The 17,548-nt window shown below is 73.5% G+C and carries 12 protein-coding genes and 1 pseudogene; 9 read left to right on the top strand and 4 right to left on the bottom strand.

Annotated features, from left to right (window positions below; translation table 11 throughout):
- Positions 1–215: 215 nt before the first annotated feature.
- The 4 genes from AB0M29_RS21230 to AB0M29_RS21215 all read right to left on the bottom strand — a co-directional run bounded on the left by AB0M29_RS21230 (position 216) and on the right by AB0M29_RS21215 (position 5,847).
- On the bottom strand, positions 216–2,621 hold the full coding sequence (locus AB0M29_RS21230) for a DUF3488 and transglutaminase-like domain-containing protein (RefSeq protein ID WP_365384667.1): 2,406 nt from the start codon (positions 2,619–2,621) through the stop codon (positions 216–218).
- Complete coding sequence (locus tag AB0M29_RS21225; RefSeq protein WP_365384666.1) at positions 2,618–4,078, bottom strand: DUF58 domain-containing protein; 1,461 nt, start codon at positions 4,076–4,078, stop codon at positions 2,618–2,620. The genes AB0M29_RS21230 and AB0M29_RS21225 overlap by 4 nt, the downstream gene beginning before the upstream one ends.
- Entirely contained in the window at positions 4,078–5,133 is a 1,056-nt protein-coding gene (locus AB0M29_RS21220) for a MoxR family ATPase (protein WP_365384665.1), read from the bottom strand. Before AB0M29_RS21220 ends, AB0M29_RS21225 begins: the two co-directional genes overlap by 1 nt.
- A 159-nt stretch (positions 5,134–5,292) precedes the next feature.
- Positions 5,293–5,847: a carbonic anhydrase gene (locus AB0M29_RS21215; protein WP_365384663.1), complete on the bottom strand. Its 555-nt coding sequence runs from the start codon at positions 5,845–5,847 to the stop codon at positions 5,293–5,295.
- Positions 5,848–6,057: 210 nt separating this feature from the next.
- Between AB0M29_RS21215 and mraZ the strand changes: the two genes are divergently transcribed.
- The 9 genes and pseudogenes from mraZ (at position 6,058) to ftsW (ending at position 17,546) form a co-directional block, all read left to right on the top strand.
- Positions 6,058–6,489, top strand: a complete 432-nt coding sequence (gene mraZ / locus AB0M29_RS21210) for a division/cell wall cluster transcriptional repressor MraZ (protein WP_365384661.1) — start codon at positions 6,058–6,060, stop codon at positions 6,487–6,489.
- Between the two features lie 176 nt (positions 6,490–6,665).
- Positions 6,666–7,646 (top strand): 16S rRNA (cytosine(1402)-N(4))-methyltransferase RsmH, encoded by a 981-nt coding sequence (rsmH, locus tag AB0M29_RS21205; protein WP_365384659.1) that lies wholly within the window; start codon positions 6,666–6,668, stop codon positions 7,644–7,646.
- A 110-nt stretch (positions 7,647–7,756) separates the two neighbouring features.
- A pseudogene (locus tag AB0M29_RS21200) lies at positions 7,757–8,197 on the top strand (hypothetical protein); the annotation flags it as partial.
- Between the two features lie 162 nt (positions 8,198–8,359).
- Positions 8,360–10,288 (top strand): penicillin-binding protein 2, encoded by a 1,929-nt coding sequence (locus tag AB0M29_RS21195; RefSeq protein WP_365384680.1) that lies wholly within the window; start codon positions 8,360–8,362, stop codon positions 10,286–10,288.
- A gap of 2 nt (positions 10,289–10,290) precedes the next feature.
- Positions 10,291–11,901 carry a UDP-N-acetylmuramoyl-L-alanyl-D-glutamate--2,6-diaminopimelate ligase gene (locus AB0M29_RS21190; RefSeq protein WP_365384657.1) on the top strand — a complete coding sequence of 537 codons (1,611 nt, stop codon included), beginning with the start codon at positions 10,291–10,293 and terminating at the stop codon, positions 11,899–11,901.
- Positions 11,898–13,343 (top strand): UDP-N-acetylmuramoyl-tripeptide--D-alanyl-D-alanine ligase, encoded by a 1,446-nt coding sequence (gene murF, locus AB0M29_RS21185; protein ID WP_365384655.1) that lies wholly within the window; start codon positions 11,898–11,900, stop codon positions 13,341–13,343. The genes AB0M29_RS21190 and murF overlap by 4 nt, the downstream gene beginning before the upstream one ends.
- A complete protein-coding gene (mraY, locus tag AB0M29_RS21180) occupies positions 13,340–14,404 on the top strand; it encodes a phospho-N-acetylmuramoyl-pentapeptide-transferase (protein WP_365384653.1) in 1,065 nt (354 codons plus the stop codon). The genes murF and mraY overlap by 4 nt, the downstream gene beginning before the upstream one ends.
- Positions 14,401–15,924 (top strand): UDP-N-acetylmuramoyl-L-alanine--D-glutamate ligase, encoded by a 1,524-nt coding sequence (gene murD / locus AB0M29_RS21175; RefSeq protein ID WP_365384651.1) that lies wholly within the window; start codon positions 14,401–14,403, stop codon positions 15,922–15,924. Before mraY ends, murD begins: the two co-directional genes overlap by 4 nt.
- A 56-nt stretch (positions 15,925–15,980) precedes the next feature.
- Complete coding sequence (gene ftsW / locus AB0M29_RS21170; RefSeq protein ID WP_365384650.1) at positions 15,981–17,546, top strand: putative lipid II flippase FtsW; 1,566 nt, start codon at positions 15,981–15,983, stop codon at positions 17,544–17,546.
- Positions 17,547–17,548 lie beyond the last annotated feature (2 nt).

The raw sequence follows: 17,548 nt of genomic DNA, 5'->3' as shown, positions 1-17,548 counted from the left end.
TTCCCCCCCCCCGACGAGCGGGCCCTTTTTGTCGGCCGGCCCACCACGCGGCGGCGCGTGTACCCGTCCGGGGAGCCCGCGCCCCTTCGCCATGCCCGTCCAGCCGACCGCGAGACCCCGGCCCACGCGCCGACCGGTCACCTCCGCGACCGGCCCCCCGACCGGCCCGACCGACCGCCCGGCCCGCCGCCGCGCCGCCCTCCGGCCGCCCCCGCCTACCCCTGGGAGGAGGCGCGGCGGCGCAGCAGCGGGGCTGTCAGGCGGGCCGTGCGCGCCGACCAGCGCTGGGTGGTGGCCGACCAGCGCTCGGAGAGCTGCCAGGCCAGCCGCGCGGACGAACGCGGCAGCAGCAGGGCCCGCAGCCGGGTGCCCCGGCTCGCGGCGGCGTGCAGGCCGTCCTTGACCCGGTGGACCTCGGCCGCCAGCCCGGCGACCGGCTGCGGCCGCGGCGCGTAGAGCACCTGCTCCACCGCGGCCGCCAGCGTGCCCGCGGCGGCCGCCGCCTGGCCCGTGAGGCCCCCGTCGTGGATCAGCCGGGCCATCGCCTTGCGCGGGGTCTCCGACTCGTCAGGCGCGATCCCGTAGTCCCAGCCGGTGTCGAGCACCTCGCGCCAGGCCGAGAGCGCCAGGCCCTCCGCCTTGCCGCGCCCGCCGCCGAGCCGCCGGGCCCGCAGCCGGGTCCGCCACAGCATCGGCAGCACCGGGACGGCCAGCACCAGCGCGGCCAGCAGCGCGATCCCGGCCAGCCGTCCGGCGCCGATGCCGCCGCCGCCCGAACCGCCGCCGGAGACGGTCGTCACCGCGCCGCAGTCGGCCTGCGCCCGGTTGTCCGCGCCGCACTTCGACGTCGCCGACGGGGTCGCGCTCGGGGTGTCGCCCACGCCGTGCCGCGCCGGGTCGTGCGAGTTGTCGTTGCCGGTGGGGGAGGTGGACTGGGTGTACGAGGGCGGGGAGCCGCGGTACGGCGTCGGCTCGAAGCGGGTCCAGCCGATCCCCTCGAAGTACAGCTCCGGCCAGGCGTGCGCGTCCTTCAGGCCCACCGACATGGTGCCGCCGGACTCCTGCGAGCCGGGGGTGAAGCCGACCGCGACCCGCGCCGGGATGTGCAGGGTGCGGGCCATCGCCGCCATGGTGAAGGCGAAGTGGACGCAGAAGCCCTTCTTCGTCTGCAGGAAGCGCGCTATGGCGTCGACCCCGGTGCCCGACTGCGCCTGCGTGTCGTAGACGAACTCGCCCGAGGTGAAGTACCGCTGGAGTGCCAGCGCCTTCTCGTAGTCGTTCGCCGCGCCCTTGGTGACCTGCTGCGCGGTCTGGGAGACGATCTTCGGCATGTTGTCGGGGTACTTGGTGTACTCCGTGGCGATCCGGCCGCTGGCCGGGGGCGCGGCGGCGAGCTGGGCGGCCGTCGGCTGCACCTGCATGCTGGCCACCGTGTAGGTGATGCCCGAGGTGTTCTGCCCGCGGTCACCGATGATCGTCCGGCCCTCCGGCTCGAACCGCCAGTGCCCGTCCGCGGCCACCTTCAGAGCGGGGAACGGCATCGGCAGCCAGCCCTGTGCATAGCCGCTGTCCACCTTGATCGTGGTGTTGACCTGGGTGAACTTCACGTCCGGCGCCATGCCCGCGGGCCGCGGCAGCACCGCCGGGATGTCCTCGATCCTGCGCTTGGACGGCTGCCACTGGGTGCCGTCGAACTGGTCGAGGGCCACGATCCGCAGATACAGGCCCGACAGGTCGGTGGAGTCGGTCCGGTAGGTGAGGACCTGCCGGTTGTCCGGCTGGTTGAGGTTGTCCTGGAGGGCGACCACCGGGTTCACCGCGGAGATCGTGCCGCCGCCGCGGCCGGTGCCCGTGCCGTCGCCCGCGGTGTCCAGCAGCCCGGTGCCCAGCGACGGCAGCACGGCGGGCGTGACCAGCGCGATGCCCAGTGCCATCGCCCCGATCCTGCGGCCGGTGCGCACCGGCGCCAGCGCCGTACCGCTGGAGGCCGACGCGGGGCCGCCCGACCAGCCGCCCGGTGTCGGGCTGCCGCCGAAGACCCGGCCCCAGCGGGAGAGCCGGTCGCGGCCCTCGGCGAGCAGCAGGAGGAGATAGCCGGAGGCGGCGATCAGGAAGTACAGCCACTTCGCGCCGCCGCCCGACAGCCCCGCGGCGACCGAGTACAGCGCGAGCAGCGGGAGCCCGGCGGGCGCCGCGCTGTTGTACGTCACGGCCAGCGCGTCGACCGCGAGCGCGACCACCAGCACCCCGCCGACCAGCAGCATCCGGATACCCGGGGTGACGGGCGCGGGGATGGCGAACTGGCTGACGTCGGTGAGACCGTCCCGCACCAGGTCGCTGAGGTGCACCAGGGCGCTCGGGCCGGGGATGATGCCGCCGATCGCCTGGTGCGGCGCGAAGATCACGGTGAGCACCAGCAGCGACACCACCGCCTGCGCGATGATCGTCAGCGGCCGGGCCAGCGGCACCCGCCGGGCCGCCGCGCCCACGCCGGACTGCAGGCAGACCAGCAGCAGCGCCTGGAAGAGCCAGCCCGCGGGCGTGGCCAGCGGCAGCAGCGAACAGGCCGCCATCACCGAGGCCGCCGCCGCGCAGACCGTCAGCCGCGCACGTCCGCTCATGAAGTCGCCCCCGCCTCTTGCTGTTCCTCGCGAGTCCGGTAACGGTCGGCCTGCCGCCACAGTTCCGGCAGCGCGTCCCCGGCCCGGACCGGCACGACCGTCCAGCCCGCCTCGCGGAGCATCCGCACCGCGCGCGGAGTGCCGTCGTCGGCGGGGGAGGCGGCGCCGTCGCCCGCGGTGTCCGGCGCGGTGCGCTCGGCGGTGACGTCGAAGCGCCCGGCGGGCTCGCGGGCCATCCAGTCGTCGCTGGCCAGCACGAAGGCCACCGCGCCGCCCGCCCGCTGCCGCATCCGGCCGACGTTCGCCGCCTGCTCCTCGTCGAGGTCGCCCAGGAACGCCACCAGCAGGCCCTCGCTGCCGGAGCGCAGCACCTCGTAGGCGGCGGACAGGCCGTCGTCGTCGGAGTGGTCGACCACCGCGAGGGTGTCGAGCAGCACCCCGGCCATGTCGGAGGAGTCACCGGCGAAACCGCCCGCGCCCTCGTGGCCCGGCACGCTGCTGCCGGTGTCGGTCAGCAGCCGTACGGCGAAGCCGCGTTCGAGCATGTGGGTGGCGATCGACGCGGCGCCGGAGACCGCCCACTCGAAGGCCGAGTCGGGGCCGGCGCCGTAGTAGGCGGAGCGCCGGGTGTCCAGCAGTACGGTGCAGCGCGCCCGGTGCGGCTGCTCCTCGCGGCGCACCATCAGCTCGCCGTACTTGGCGGTGGAGCGCCAGTGCACCCGGCGCAGGTCGTCGCCGTGCCGGTAGCCGCGCGGGATGACGTCGTCCTCACCGGCGAACGCCAGCGCGCGGGTGCGGCTCTCGCCGTAGCCGTTGGCTTCGCCCGCCAGCCGGACCGGCGGCAGCGGCTCGACGCGCGGCACCACCGTGAGGGTGTCGAAGGCGCTGAACGAACGGGTCAGCTCGCACATGCCGAAGGGGTCGGTCAGCCGCAGCTGCAGCGGCCCGAGCGGATAGCGGCCGCGCAGGTCGGAGCGGACCCGGTAGGAGACCTCGCGGTGGCCGCCGGGCTCCACCCGGTCCAGCACGAACCGCGGGCGCGGGCCGAGGACGTACGGCACCCGGTCCTGGAGCATCAGCATCCCGGTGGGGATCCGCGAGACGTTGTCGACCCGCAGATGGACCCGGGACTCCGACATCGCGGGCACCCGGGACGGCGACAGCCGCCTGCTGCCCGCGACCCGGTAGCGGGTGCGGTAGAGCACGGCGACGCACACCAGCGGCAGCACCGCCAGCAGCAGGCCGACCCGCAGTAGCTCGGACTGGCCGAGGACGTAGGCGCAGACGGCGGCGGCGATCCCGGCGGCCACGAACGACCGGCCGCGGGTGGTCAGTCCGCCGAGCGCGGCACGGAAGCCGGAGCTGTCGTGCTGCGGTCCCGACGGCCCGCCACCGGCCGCACCGGGCGGCCCGGCCGGTGGCGGCGGACCGGGGGGCGGCGGTACGGGCGCGGTCATCACAGCCCCCGTGCGCCCGGCATGCCCTGCGGGTGGCCGGCGGGCATCTGGGCCCGTCCGGAACCGGGAACCCCGCCGCCGGTGGCGGCGGAGGGACTGGGCACCGGCACGCGGGCCACGATCTCGGCCACCACCTGCTCGGGGGTGCGCCGGTTCAACTGGGCCTGCGCGGTGGGCAGCAGGCGGTGGGCCAGCACGGCCGAGGCGAGCGACTGCACGTCGTCGGGGAGCACGTAGTCCCGCCCGTCGAGCGCGGCCGACGCCCTGGCAGCCCGCACCAGGTGCAGGGTGGCCCGCGGCGAGGCGCCGAGCCGCAGGTCGGGGTGGGTGCGGGTGGCGCCGACCAGCGACACCGCGTACCGCCGTACCGGGTCGGAGACATGCACCATCCGGACCGCCTCGACCAGCTTCACGATCTCGTGCGCGTGCGCCACCGGCTGCAGGTCGTCCAGCGGCGAGACACCGCCGTGCACGTCGAGCATCTTCAACTCGGCGTCGGGGCTGGGGTAGCCGATGGAGACCCGGGCGGTGAAGCGGTCGCGCTGCGCCTCGGGCAGCGGGTAGGTGCCCTCCATCTCCACCGGGTTCTGGGTGGCGATGACCATGAACGGGCTGGGCAGTTCGTAGCTGGTGCCGTCGACGGTGACCTGGCGCTCCTCCATCGACTCCAGCAGCGCGGACTGGGTCTTGGGCGACGCCCGGTTGATCTCGTCGCCGACCACGATCTGCGCGAAGATCGCGCCCGGCTTGAACTCGAAGTCCCGCCGCTGCTGGTCGAAGACGCTGACGCCGGTGATGTCCGACGGCAGCAGGTCGGGCGTGAACTGGATACGCCGTACCGAGCAGTCGATCGAGCGCGCCAGCGCCTTGGAGAGCATCGTCTTGCCCACGCCGGGGACATCCTCGATCAGCAGATGTCCCTCGGCGAGCAGGACGGTCAGCGCGATACGTACGACCTCGGGCTTGCCCTCGATCACGTTCTCCACACTGCGGCGGATCCGGTCCGCGGTCGTGGTCAGATCGCTGAGGCTTGCTCGTGCGTCAAAGGTCGTCACCCGGTGCTCCTAGGCCATGTTCCGCGGGACTCGGTCATCCCTGGACCGGCCCTCCCCGAATGCGCGCCACGCGTGCTCGCGCTCGCTCCGAGCGAGGACAGTACGGTGCCGCACGATGCATTGTTCCCTTACGGGGCACCCCACGTCACTCGCCTGCCGTTACTTGTTCGTGATTTCCCGGAGTAGACCAGTGTGCACGTCGAAGACGAATCCGCGCACATCATCGGTGTGGGTCAGGAACGGCGAGGTGCGCACCCGCGCCATCGACTGACGGACATCCTGGTCGATATCGGTGAAAGCCTCCACGGCCCAGGTGGGCCGCTGGCCGACCTCCCGCTCCAGTTCGTTGCGGAAGTCCTCGGTGATGCTCTGCAAGCCGCAGTTGGTGTGGTGAATGAGCACAACCGACCGGGTACCCAGTGCGCGCTGGCTGATGCTCAGGGACCGGATCGTGTCGTCGGTGACCACTCCGCCCGCGTTCCGGATGGTGTGGCAGTCGCCCAGGGCCAGGCCCAGCGCCCTGTGCAGGTCGATGCGGGCGTCCATGCAGGCCACGACGGCGACGCCGAGGACGGGCCTGGCGTCCATGCCGGGGTCGTGGAACGCGTCCGCGTACGCCCGGTTGGCCTCCACCAGGCGGTCGGTGACGGACGTGGCGGCGGTCTGCCCCGCGGACTCGGGCGACCCTGGGTGACCACTGACGGATATCGACATGTCTCCGACGGTACGGGGCGGAAGCCGTTTTGTACCCGTGTCGAGATCTGACCAAAAGTCGAAAAAGCAGCTAAACGTGCGGGGTGTGAGCTACCCCACACGCGGCTCCCGGGGGTGTCGGCCGGGGGTGACGCGCCCGCGCCCGGTCTGCGTTGACCGTGGGGACCGGTGGAGTAAAGTGGCGCGAAGTGGTGGCTCTGGGAGGTGTGCATGTTCCTCGGGACGTACACCCCGCGCCTCGACGACAAGAACCGGCTGGTGCTGCCCGCCCGGTTCCGCGAACAGCTCGCCGACGGCCTGGTCATCACCAGAGGCCAGGAGCGCTGTCTGTGCGTCTGGCCCGCCGAGGGATTCAGAGCGGCCACGGAACGCCTCTCCAGTGCCCCGCTGACCTCGAAGGCGACCCGTGACTACCTGCGCGTGCTGTTCGCCGGCGCCCATGACGAGGTGCCCGACAAGCAGGGCCGGGTCACCGTCCCGCAGCCGCTGCGGGAGTACGCGGGACTGGTCCGCGACTGCGCGGTGATCGGCGCCAACACCCGGGTGGAGATCTGGTCCGCGACGGCCTGGGAGGGCTATCTCGCGGTCCAGGAAGACACCTTTTCGGCCCTGTCACAGGAGGTTCCGCCCGGATTACTGTGAGCGCGGCCCGTCCCCCCGCGCAACGCTCCACTCCGTACCACCGCGCGGACGTAACGCCCGGCCTCCTCCCGCTCACCCGCTCTGCTGGCACCACTTCCCCGGTGCCAGGGGAACGTTTCTTCCAGAGCGGGCGGGGACCCGGTTCTACGTCCCCAGTCCCCGCCGAGAAGGGCCACATGAGCACCACCCCGAACCCGCAGCCCGCCGAGCCGCGCCACGTCCCCGTGATGCTCCGGCGCTGCCTGGACCTGCTGGCCCCCGCCCTCGCCGAACCGGGGGCGGTCGTGGTGGACGCCACCCTCGGCCTCGGCGGGCACAGCGAGGCACTGCTCGGCACCTTCCCGTCCGTCCGGCTGATCGCCGTCGACCGCGACCCCGAGGCGCTCAAGCTCTCCGCCGCGCGCCTGGCGCCGTTCGGCGACCGCGCCACCCTGGTGCACGCCGTCTACGACGAGATCCCCGAGGTGCTGGACAGGCTCGGCGTCCCCCGGGTGCAGGGCGTGCTCTTCGACCTGGGCGTGTCCTCCATGCAGCTCGACGAGGCCGGCCGCGGCTTCGCGTACGCCCAGGACGCGCCGCTGGACATGCGGATGGACCAGACGACCGGGATCAGCGCGGCCGAGGTGCTCAACACCTACCCGCCGGGCGACCTGGTGCGCATCCTGCGCGCGTACGGCGAGGAGAAGTTCGCCCGCAAGATCGTCGACGCGGTGGTACGGGAGCGGGAGCGCGAACCCTTCACCAACAGCGCGCGCCTGGTGGAGCTGATCCGCCAGGCGCTTCCGCAGGCGGCCAAACGCACCGGCGGCAACCCGGCCAAGCGCACCTTCCAGGCCCTGCGGATCGAGGTCAACGGCGAGCTGTCGGTGCTGGAGCGGGCGATCCCGGCGGCCGTCGCCGCGCTGGCCGTCGGCGGCCGGATCGCCGTGCTGTCGTACCACTCGCTGGAGGACCGGCTGGTCAAGCAGGTCTTCGCGGCCGGCGCCGCCACCACCGCGCCGCCCGGCCTGCCGGTGGTGCCCGAGCAGTACCAGCCACGGCTGCGGCTGCTCACCCGCGGCGCGGAACTGCCCACCGACGAGGAGATCGCCGAGAACCGGCGGGCCGCCCCGGCGCGGCTGCGCGGGGCGGAGCGGATCCGCGAGGAAGCCCTGTGAGCCAGGACCGGCCGTGGCGCGGCGGGCGCCCCTCCGGTCCCGGCCGGCGCCCGGCCCCCCGGCCCGCACGCCCGTCCCGCCCGGCCCGCGCCCCCGGCCGCTCCCGGTCCGCAACCGCCGCCCGTATGCCGTTCGTCCTTCTCGTCGTGACACTTCTCGCGGGTGGCCTGATCTCGCTGCTGCTGCTCAACGGCGCGGTGAACCAGGACTCCTTCGAGCTGACCAAGCTCCAGAAGGAGACCAACAGCTACACCGACGAGGAGCAGGCGCTGCAGCAGTCCGTCGACGAGTACGCGGCCCCCGGCTCGCTGGAGAAGCGGGCACGGGAGCTGGGCATGGTGCCCGGCGGCAACCCGGCCTTCCTCAACCCCGACGGCACGGTACGCGGCACCGCCGACCCGGCCACCGAACAGCCCGCGCCGCCGCCGGTCGGGAAGCCGCAGACCCAGCCCCCCGCGTCGGCCACGCCGACCGGCCGACCGCCCGCGACCGGCACCCCGGGCGGCCCGCCCGCCTCCCAGGGCGCCACCACCCCTCCTCCCGGCAGGTGACTTCGTGAAGCCTCAGCCAGCCACCACGGCCGCCCCCCGCCCCGCGCGGAGGGCACGCCGGTGAGCGAGCCGGGACGACCGCAGCGCGGCCGGGTGCCGCGCCCCGGGGCGCCCCGCCGCGGCGCCCCCCGCGCCGGGCAGCGCCCGCGCCCCGACGGCACCGTGCCCCGCCCCGCGCCCCGGCCACGGCGCCCCGTGCCGCCGCCCGCGGCGCTGCGCAGGCCGCGGCTGGTGCGGCTGGCGCAGCCCCGACCCCGGCTGCGGATGGTCGGTGTGGCGCTCACCCTGGTGATGGCCGCGTTCGTGGTCAGGCTGCTGCAGGTGCAGGCCGTGGACGCCTCCACCTACGCCGCCAAGGCCGCCGTGAACCGCTGGGTGACCCATGACGTCACCGCCGGCCGCGGCACCATCACCGACCGCTCGGGCGTCGACCTGGCGGCCACCGTGGACGCGTACGACATCACCGCGGACCCGTATCTGTTCACGCCGGAGCAGACCAAGGTCAGGGACGCGCCCGCGCAGGCCGCCGAGCTGCTCGCGCCGATCGTCGGCGGCGACGCGACGAAGATCGCCCGGCAGCTCGCCACCCCCAACTCGCGCTACCAGGTGCTGGCCCGCCAGCAGTCCCCGCAGGTCTGGAACCAGATCAAGGACCTGAAGAACGCCTTCGCGGCGAAGGCGGCCAAGGGCGGCGACGTGCTGGCGGGGGTGTTCAGCGAGACCCACACCAAGCGCGTCTACCCCGGCGGCGACCTGGCCGCGGGCGTCCTCGGCTTCGTCAACGCCCAGGGCGCCGGCGGCGGCGGTCTGGAGTCCATGCTCAACAAGGAGCTGTCCGGGACCAACGGCAAGATCCGCTACGCCCAGTCCAACGGCCGCCAGGTGCCCACCGCGGGCGTCCAGGACCACCCCGCGGTGCCGGGCTCCGACATCGAGCTGACCCTCGACCGGGACATCCAGTGGGCCGCGCAGAGCGCCATCACCGCCCAGGTCCAGACGTCCCGGGCGGACCGCGGCTATGTGATCGTCCAGGACTCCAGGACCGGCGAGGTGCTGGCGATGGCCGACGCCCCCGGCTTCGACCCCGGCGACCTCGCCCACGCCGACCCGCGGGCCCTCGGCAACGCCGCGGTGCAGGACGCGTACGAGCCCGGCAGCGTCAGCAAGCTGATGTCGATGGCCGCGATCCTCGACACCGGCACCGCCACCCCCACCACCCAGGTCACCGTGCCCGGCACCCTGCCGCGCGCGGACCGGATATTCCACGACGACGTCGACCACGGCACCTGGTACCTCACGCTCAACGGCGTGCTCGCCAAGTCCAGCAACATCGGCACCATCCTGGCCAGCCAGCAGCTCGGCAAGACGCAGCCGCAGGCCAACCAGGTGCTCTACTCGTACCTGAAGAAGTTCGGCATCGGCGACCTCACCGGCATCGGCTTCCCCGGCGAGACGCCCGGCATCCTGGCCCCGCCGCAGAAGTGGAACGCCTCCCAGCAGTTCACCATCCCGTTCGGCCAGGGCCTGTCGCTCAACGCCCTGCAGGCCACCTCGGTCTACTCCACGATCGCCAACGGCGGCGTACGCGTCGAGCCGTCGCTGATCCGCGGCACCACCGGCCCCGACGGGCGCTTCGTGCCCGCCGCCGCCCCCAAGCGGACCCGGGTGGTCAGCACGCGGACCGCAAAGACGCTCGCCACCATGCTGGAGTCGGTGGTCGGCGACGAGCAGGGCACCGGCATCCACGCCCGGATCGACGGCTACCGGGTCGCGGGCAAGACCGGTACGGCCAACCGGGTGGACCCGCAGACCGGCAAGTACAAGGGCTACACCTCGTCCTTCCTGGGCTTCGCCCCGGCCGACGACCCGCGCGTCACGGTCTCCTGCGTCATCCAGAACCCGACGAAGGGCAGCTACTACGGCGGTTCCATCTGCGGTCCGGTCTTCAAGCAGGTCATGGAGTTCGCCCTCAAGACGCTGCGTGTGCCGCCGTCCGGCGTGCCCGCGCCGCACCTCCCGATCACCTTCGACCCGGCCGATCCCTCGCCGCCGGCGACGACGGTGAAGCCCGGCACGGACACCGCGCGGTGATCATGACTTTTGACCCGGACCCCGGCCAGCCGGGTAACCTCACCGCCGTGCCCAACGCTGATCAGCCCACCCTCACCCAGCCGGGCGCGCCGCGCCCGACGCGCGTCCGCCCCAAGACCCTGCGCGAGCTCGCCGACGTCGCGGGGCGGCTCGGTACGCCCGTGGCCGACGGCCCCGCCGTGGTCACCGGGATCACCCACGACTCGCGCGCGGTCCGCCCCGGCGACCTGTACGCCGCGCTGCCAGGCGCCCGCTTCCACGGCGCGGACTTCGCCGCCCAGGCCGCCGAGGCCGGAGCCGTCGCCGTACTGACCGACCCCGCGGGCACCGACCGCGCGGCCGCCACCGGACTGCCGGTACTGACCGTGACCGACCCGCGGGCCCGGATGGGCGAGCTGGCCGCCGCGGTCTACGACCGGCCGGGCGAGGGCCTGCTGCGGATCGGCATCACCGGGACCTCGGGCAAGACCACCACCGCCTATCTCGTCGAGGGCGGGCTGCGGGCCGCGAAGGGGCCCGGCACCGGGCTCATCGGCACCGTCGAGACCCGCGTCGGCGACCAGCGGATGAAGAGCGAGCGCACCACACCGGAGGCCACCGACCTCCAGGCGCTCTTCGCGGTGATGCGCGAGCGCGGCGTCGACGCGGTCGTCATGGAGGTCTCCAGCCACGCCCTGGTGCTCGGCCGGGTGGACGGCGCGGTCTTCGACGTCGCCGTCTTCAACAACCTCAGCCCGGAGCACATGGAGTTCCACTCCGGCATGGAGGACTACTTCCAGGCCAAGGCCCAGCTCTTCACCCCGCGACGCAGCCTGCTGGGCGTGGTCAACCTCGACGACCCCTACGGCCGCAGGCTGGTCGAGGAGGCCACCGTGCCGCTGGTCACCTTCTCCGCGTCCGGGCGGCTGGACGCCGACTGGCGGGCCGAGGACGTCACCGCCGGGCTGATGGGCAGCACCTTCACCGTGGTCGGCCCCAAGGGCGAGCGGGTGGACGCCACCGCGCCGCTGCCCGGCCCCTTCAACGTCGCCAACACCCTGGCCGCGATCACCGCGCTGGCCGCCGCCGGGCTGGACCCGCAGAGCGCCGCCGAGGGCATCGCCGCCGTCCCGGGCGTGCCGGGACGGCTGGAGCGGGTCGACGCGGGCCAGCCCTATCTGGCCGTCGTCGACTACGCCCACAAGACCGACGCCGTCGAGTCGGTGCTGCGCGCGCTGCGCACCACCACCGAGGGCCGGATCCACGCGGTGCTCGGCTGCGGCGGCGACCGCGACACGACCAAGCGCGGGCCGATGGGCGCCGCCCTCGCCCGGCTGGCCGACACCGCCGTACTGACCTCGGACAACCCGCGCTCCGAGGACCCGCTGGCGATCCTCGGCGCGATGCTGGCCGGGGCCGCCGAGGTGCCCGCGGAACTGCGCGGGCACGTCGTCGTCGAGCCCGACCGGGCCGCCGCGATCGCCGCCGCCGTGGCCGCCGCGGCCCCGGGCGACATCGTGCTGGTCGCGGGCAAGGGCCATGAGCAGGGCCAGGACATCGCCGGAGTGGTTCGCCCCTTCGACGACCGCGAGGTGCTGCGCGCCGCGATCGAGAAGGACCGGAAGACACCGTGATCCCCCTTACCCTCGCCGAGGTCGCCACCGCGGTCGGCGGGAGCATGCATGACATACCGGACACGGAGCTGTGTGTCACCGGGCCGGTGGTCATCGACTCCCGTCAGGCCGTACCGGGAGCGCTCTTCGCGGCGTTCGCCGGAGAGCGCGCCGACGGCCACGACTTCGCGGAGCAGGTCGTCGCGGCGGGCGCCGTCGCGGTGCTCGGCACCCGCCCGGTCGGTGTGCCCGCCATCGTCGTCGACGACGTGCAGACCGCGCTCGGCGCGCTCGCCAAGTACGTCATCGAGCGGCTCGGCGCGACCGTCGTGGCGCTGACCGGCTCGGCGGGAAAGACCAGCACCAAGGACCTCGTCGCCCAGCTGCTGCAGAAGGCGGCGCCGACGGTGTGGACGCCCGGCTCGCTCAACAACGAGATCGGGCTGCCGCTCACCGCGCTGCGCGCCGACGAGTCCACCCGCCACCTGGTGCTGGAGATGGGCGCCCGCGGCATCGGCCACATCCGCTACCTCACCGGACTGACCCCGCCGCGTATCGGCGTCGTGCTCAACGTCGGCAGCGCCCACATCGGCGAGTTCGGCGGCCGCGAGCAGATCGCGCAGGCCAAGGGCGAACTCGTCGAGGCGCTGCCCTCCGCCGACGACGGCGGCATCGCCGTACTCAACGCCGACGACCCGCTGGTGCTCGCGATGGCCTCGCGCACCCGGGCCCGCGTGGTGCTCTTCGGCGAGAGCGAGAACGCCACGGTCCGGGCGCTGGACGCCCGGTTGAACGATCGGGGTCAGCCGCTCTTCACGCTGCGAACACCCTCCGGGTGCGCTGACGTGACCTTGCGCCTGTACGGTGAGCACCACGTGTCGAACGCGCTCGCCGCGGCCGCCGTAGCCAGTGAACTGGGCATGCCCGCCGAGGAGATCGCCACCGCGCTCTCCGGGGCCGGCACGCTCTCGCAGTGGCGTATGGAGGTCACCGAGCGGCCCGACGGCGTGACGGTCGTCAACGACGCCTACAACGCGAACCCCGAATCCATGAGGGCAGCCCTGCGCGCACTCGTCGCAATGGGCAGGTCCTCACAGGCACGCGGGGGTCGTACGTGGGCGGTGCTCGGAAAGATGGCCGAACTCGGCGGGGAGTCACTCGTCGAGCACGACGCGGTGGGGCGGCTGGCCGTCCGGCTCAACGTCAGCAAGCTCGTGGCCGTGGGCGGTACCGAAGCCGCCTGGCTGCAAATGGGCGCCTATAACGAGGGTTCGTGGGGTGAGGAGTCGGTGCACGTGTCCGACGCGAAGGCGGCGATCGACCTGTTGCGCAGCGAAGTGCGCCCGGGGGACGTCGTACTGGTGAAGGCATCGAGGTCGGTCGGCCTGGAGTCCGTCGCCCTGGCGCTGCTGGAAGCCCCCGACGGCTTCGGCGGCACGGCCCGTGAGGGTGCCGCCCGATGAAGCAGGTTCTCGTCTCCGGCGTACTCGGACTCTTCCTGTCACTGGTCGGCACCCCGCTGCTGATCCGCCTGCTGGCCCGCAAGGGCTACGGCCAGATGATCCGGGACGACGGCCCGCAGGCCCACCACAGCAAGCGCGGCACCCCCACCATGGGCGGTATCGCGTTCATCCTGGCCACGCTGATCGCCTACGGGGCCACGAAGCTGATCACCGGCGACAAGCCGACGGCGTCCGGACTGCTGGTGCTGTTCCTGACCGCCGGCCTCGGCCTGGTGGGCTTCCTCGACGACTACATCAAGATCGTCAAGCAGCGCAGCCTGGGCCTGCGGGCCAAGGCGAAGATGGGCGGGCAGCTCACCGTCGGCATCGCCTTCGCGGTGCTCGCGCTGAACTTCCGCGACTCCCGCGGCCAGACCCCGGCCTCCACCAAGCTGTCGTTCACCACCGACTTCGGCTGGTCGATCGGCCCGGTGATCTTCGTGGTCTGGGCGCTGTTCATGATCCTGGCGATGTCCAACGGCGTGAACCTCACCGACGGCCTCGACGGCCTGGCCACCGGCGCCTCGGTGATGGTCTTCGCCGCCTACACCGTCATCGGCGTGTGGCAGTACGGCCAGTGGTGCGGCGCCCCGGTCAGCGCCAACGGGGCGTGTTACGAGGTACGCAACCCACTGGACCTGGCGGTGGTCGCCGCGGCCCTGATGGGCGCCTGCTTCGGCTTCCTGTGGTGGAACACCTCACCCGCCAAGATCTTCATGGGCGACACCGGCTCCCTGGCGCTGGGCGGGGCGCTCGCGGGCCTGGCGATCTGCTCCCGCACCGAGATGCTGCTCGCCATCCTCGGCGGCCTCTTCGTCCTCATCACGATGTCCGTGATCATCCAGGTCGGCTCCTTCCGGCTCACCGGCAAGCGGGTCTTCCGGATGGCGCCACTGCAGCACCACTTCGAACTCAAGGGGTGGAGCGAGGTCCTGGTCGTGGTCAGGTTCTGGATCATCCAGGGCATGTGCATGGCCGTCGGCCTCGGCCTGTTCTACGCGGCCTGGGTGGCGGCCTCGTGAGCACCGAGGGCACGGGGAGCACGGGGAGCACGGAGGGCGCCGCGGGGGCCGAGGGCGCCGCCACCGCGGAGCGGCTCAAGGGGCTCGCGGTCACCGTCGCCGGGCTCGGGATCTCCGGGGTGCCCGCCGCGAAGGTGCTGCACTCCTTCGGCGCGCACGTCACCGTCGTCAACGGCACCGCGGGGGACCGGCAGCGCGCGGAGGCGGCCGAACTGGAGGCGCTCGGCGTCACGGTGCGCCTCGGCGACGGGGACACCCTCCCGGCCGGAACCGAACTCGTCGTCACCACCCCCGGCTGGAAGCCCGGCAGCCCGCTGTTCGCGGCCGCCGCCGCGGCGGGCGTGGAGATCTGGGGCGACGTCGAACTCGCCTGGCGGCTGCGCGGCAGCCGCCCCGGACAGCCCGTCGCCCCCTGGCTCGCGGTCACCGGCACCAACGGCAAGACCACCACCACCCGCATGCTCGCCGCCATCCTCGCCGCGGCGGGACTGCGCACCGCCGCCGTCGGCAACATCGGCGTCTCCCTGCTGGACGCGGTCCTCGGCGAGCACCAGGACGGCCCCTACGACGTCCTCGCCGTCGAACTCTCCAGCTACCAGCTGCACTGGGCGCCCAGCGTGCGCCCGCACTCCGCCGCCGTGCTCAACCTGGCGCCCGACCACCTCGACTGGCACGGCTCGATGGCCGCGTACGCCGCCGACAAGGGCCGTATCTACCACGGCAACCAGGTCGCCTGCGTCTACAACACCGCGGACCCCGAGACCGAGCGGCTGGTACGCGAGGCCGACGTCGAGGAGGGCTGCCGGGCGATCGGCTTCACCCTCAACGCCCCCCGGCCGTCCGAGTTCGGCGTCGTCGACGGCATCCTGGTCGACCGCGCCTTCGTCGAGGACCGCCGCAACAACGCCCAGGAGCTGGCCGAGGCGGGCGACGTCAACCCGCCCGCGCCGCACAACATCGCCAACGCGCTGGCGGCCGCCGCCCTCGCCCGCGCCTACGGCGTCCCGCCCGCCGCGGTCCGCGAGGGCCTGCGCGCCTTCCGGCCCGACGCGCACCGCATCGCCGAGGTCGCGGTCGTCGACGGCATCACCTACGTCGACGACTCCAAGGCCACCAACACCCATGCCACCGAGGCGTCGCTGGCCGCGTACGACCCGATCGTCTGGATCGCGGGCGGCCTGGCCAAGGGCGCGACCTTCGACGAACTCGTCACCCGGTCCGCCGGGCGGCTGCGCGGCGCCGTGCTGATCGGCGCCGACCGCGCGCTGATCGCCGAAGCACTGGCGCGACACGCCCCGCAGGTGCCGGTCGTCGAGCTGGACCGGACCGACACTGGGGCGATGGCCGCGGCCGTGTCCGCCGCGCGCGACCTGGCCCGGCCCGGTGACACGGTCCTGCTGGCCCCGGCCTGCGCGTCGATGGACATGTTCACCAACTACAACGAGCGCGGTGACGCGTTCGCCGACGCCGTACGGGACCTGACCGCCCGTCCGTCGGCGGACGGCCCGCCCAGGCCGTAGCCGCGGGTCCCCGCGTTCCGCGGGGCGTCGGCGCGGCGCACCGATGGAGGGGACGCATGACGGCAGACCGCTCCGCCGCTCGCGGCGGCGACGCGTCAGCACGCGGGCGGGCGGGTGCGGACCGCTCCGCGGCCGGTGGCGCCGACAGGCCCTCGCGCGGGCGGGCGGGCGCACCCGCCGACCCGGCGCGCGGTGACGACGGCCGTGGCGCGCCCTCGCTGCGGCGGGCCGTCGTCGGCGCGGCCCGCCGCTCACCGGTGGCGCGCGGCGGCGTCAGCGGCAGTGCGGTGGGCGCCTCGGGCGGCCGGCAGCCCGGACCGCGGCGGGCGCCCGCGCCGCCGCGCTGGGGCGGCTCCGCACCGCGGGGCAGCGCGCTGCGCGGCGCGGCCCGGCTCCCCGGACGGCTGCGGGCGGCCTGGGACCGGCCGCTGACCGCCTACTACATCATCCTCGGCGGCAGCCTGCTGATCACCGTGCTCGGCCTGGTGATGGTCTACTCGGCCTCGATGATCCAGGCGCTGCGCTTCGGCCTGCCGTCCACGTTCTACTTCCGCAAGCAGCTCCTCGCGGTCGGCATCGGCTCGGTGCTGCTCTACGCGGCCGCGCGGATGCCGGTACGCCTGCACCGGGCGCTGGCCTACCCGCTACTGCTCGGCGCGGTCTTCCTGATGTGCCTGGTGCAGGTGCCAGGGATAGGGGAGACGGTCAACGGCAACACCAACTGGATCTCGATCGGCGGCCCGTTCCAGCTCCAGCCCAGCGAGTTCGGCAAGCTGGCGCTGGTGCTGTGGGGCGCCGACCTGCTGGCCCGCAAGAACGAGAAGAACCTGCTGGTCCAGTGGAAGCACCTGCTGGTGCCGCTGGTGCCGGGCACCGTGCTGCTGCTCGGACTCATCATGCTCGGCGGCGACATGGGCACCACCATGATCCTGACCGCCATCCTCTTCGGCATGCTCTGGCTGGCCGGCGCCCCCACCCGGCTGTTCGGCGGCGTGCTGGCCGGCGCCGCTTCGCTCGCCCTGCTCGCCATCGCCACCAGCCCCAACCGGATGGGACGGCTGCACTGCATCGCCGCCACCGACCCCGGCACCGGCGACCAGTGCTGGCAGGCCGTGCACGGGATCTACGCCCTCGCCTCCGGCGGCTGGTTCGGTTCCGGACTCGGGGCGAGTGTGGAAAAATGGGGTGAACTTCCTGAGCCGCACACCGACTTCATCTTCGCCGTGACCGGGGAGGAACTGGGTCTGGCGGGGACGCTGTCGGTACTCGCCCTCTTCGCGGCACTAGGCTACGCGGGTATCCGCGTGGCCGGTCGTACGGAAGACCCCTTCGTCAGGTTCGCAGCGGGTGGCGTGACCACCTGGATCACGGCCCAGGCCGTGATCAACATCGGTGCGGTGCTCGGCCTGCTGCCGATCGCCGGAGTCCCGCTCCCGCTGTTCTCCTACGGGGGGTCGGCCCTGCTGCCGACCATGTTCGCGGTCGGGCTGCTCATCTCCTTCGCCAGGAACGAGCCCGCGGCGAGAGCGGCCTTGGCCGTGCGGGGGCGGAACTCCCGCAGCGGGGCAATGACACGGACGATGCGGCGGTACGTCACACGACGGCCGTCCGGAGAGCGGTGAAT

This window comes from Streptomyces sp. NPDC051976, assembly GCF_040680795.1.
In the GTDB taxonomy this organism is placed as follows: Bacteria; Actinomycetota; Actinomycetes; order Streptomycetales; family Streptomycetaceae; genus Actinacidiphila.
This window is presented reverse-complemented; position numbering and strand designations above follow the sequence as displayed.

What these genes read in the sequence shown, in the direction of transcription:
- AB0M29_RS21230 (WP_365384667.1), bottom strand. Translation starts at nt 2,621, where the DNA reads ATGAGCGGACGTGCGCGGCTGACGGTCTGCGCGGCGGCGGCCTCGGTG.
- AB0M29_RS21215 (WP_365384663.1), bottom strand. Translation starts at nt 5,847, where the DNA reads ATGTCGATATCCGTCAGTGGTCACCCAGGGTCGCCCGAGTCCGCGGGG.
- AB0M29_RS21190 (WP_365384657.1), top strand. Translation starts at nt 10,291, where the DNA reads ATGACTTTTGACCCGGACCCCGGCCAGCCGGGTAACCTCACCGCCGTG.
- mraZ (WP_365384661.1), top strand. Translation starts at nt 6,058, where the DNA reads ATGTTCCTCGGGACGTACACCCCGCGCCTCGACGACAAGAACCGGCTG.
- mraY (WP_365384653.1), top strand. Translation starts at nt 13,340, where the DNA reads ATGAAGCAGGTTCTCGTCTCCGGCGTACTCGGACTCTTCCTGTCACTG.
- rsmH (WP_365384659.1), top strand. Translation starts at nt 6,666, where the DNA reads ATGAGCACCACCCCGAACCCGCAGCCCGCCGAGCCGCGCCACGTCCCC.
- AB0M29_RS21225 (WP_365384666.1), bottom strand. Translation starts at nt 4,078, where the DNA reads ATGACCGCGCCCGTACCGCCGCCCCCCGGTCCGCCGCCACCGGCCGGG.
- ftsW (WP_365384650.1), top strand. Translation starts at nt 15,981, where the DNA reads ATGACGGCAGACCGCTCCGCCGCTCGCGGCGGCGACGCGTCAGCACGC.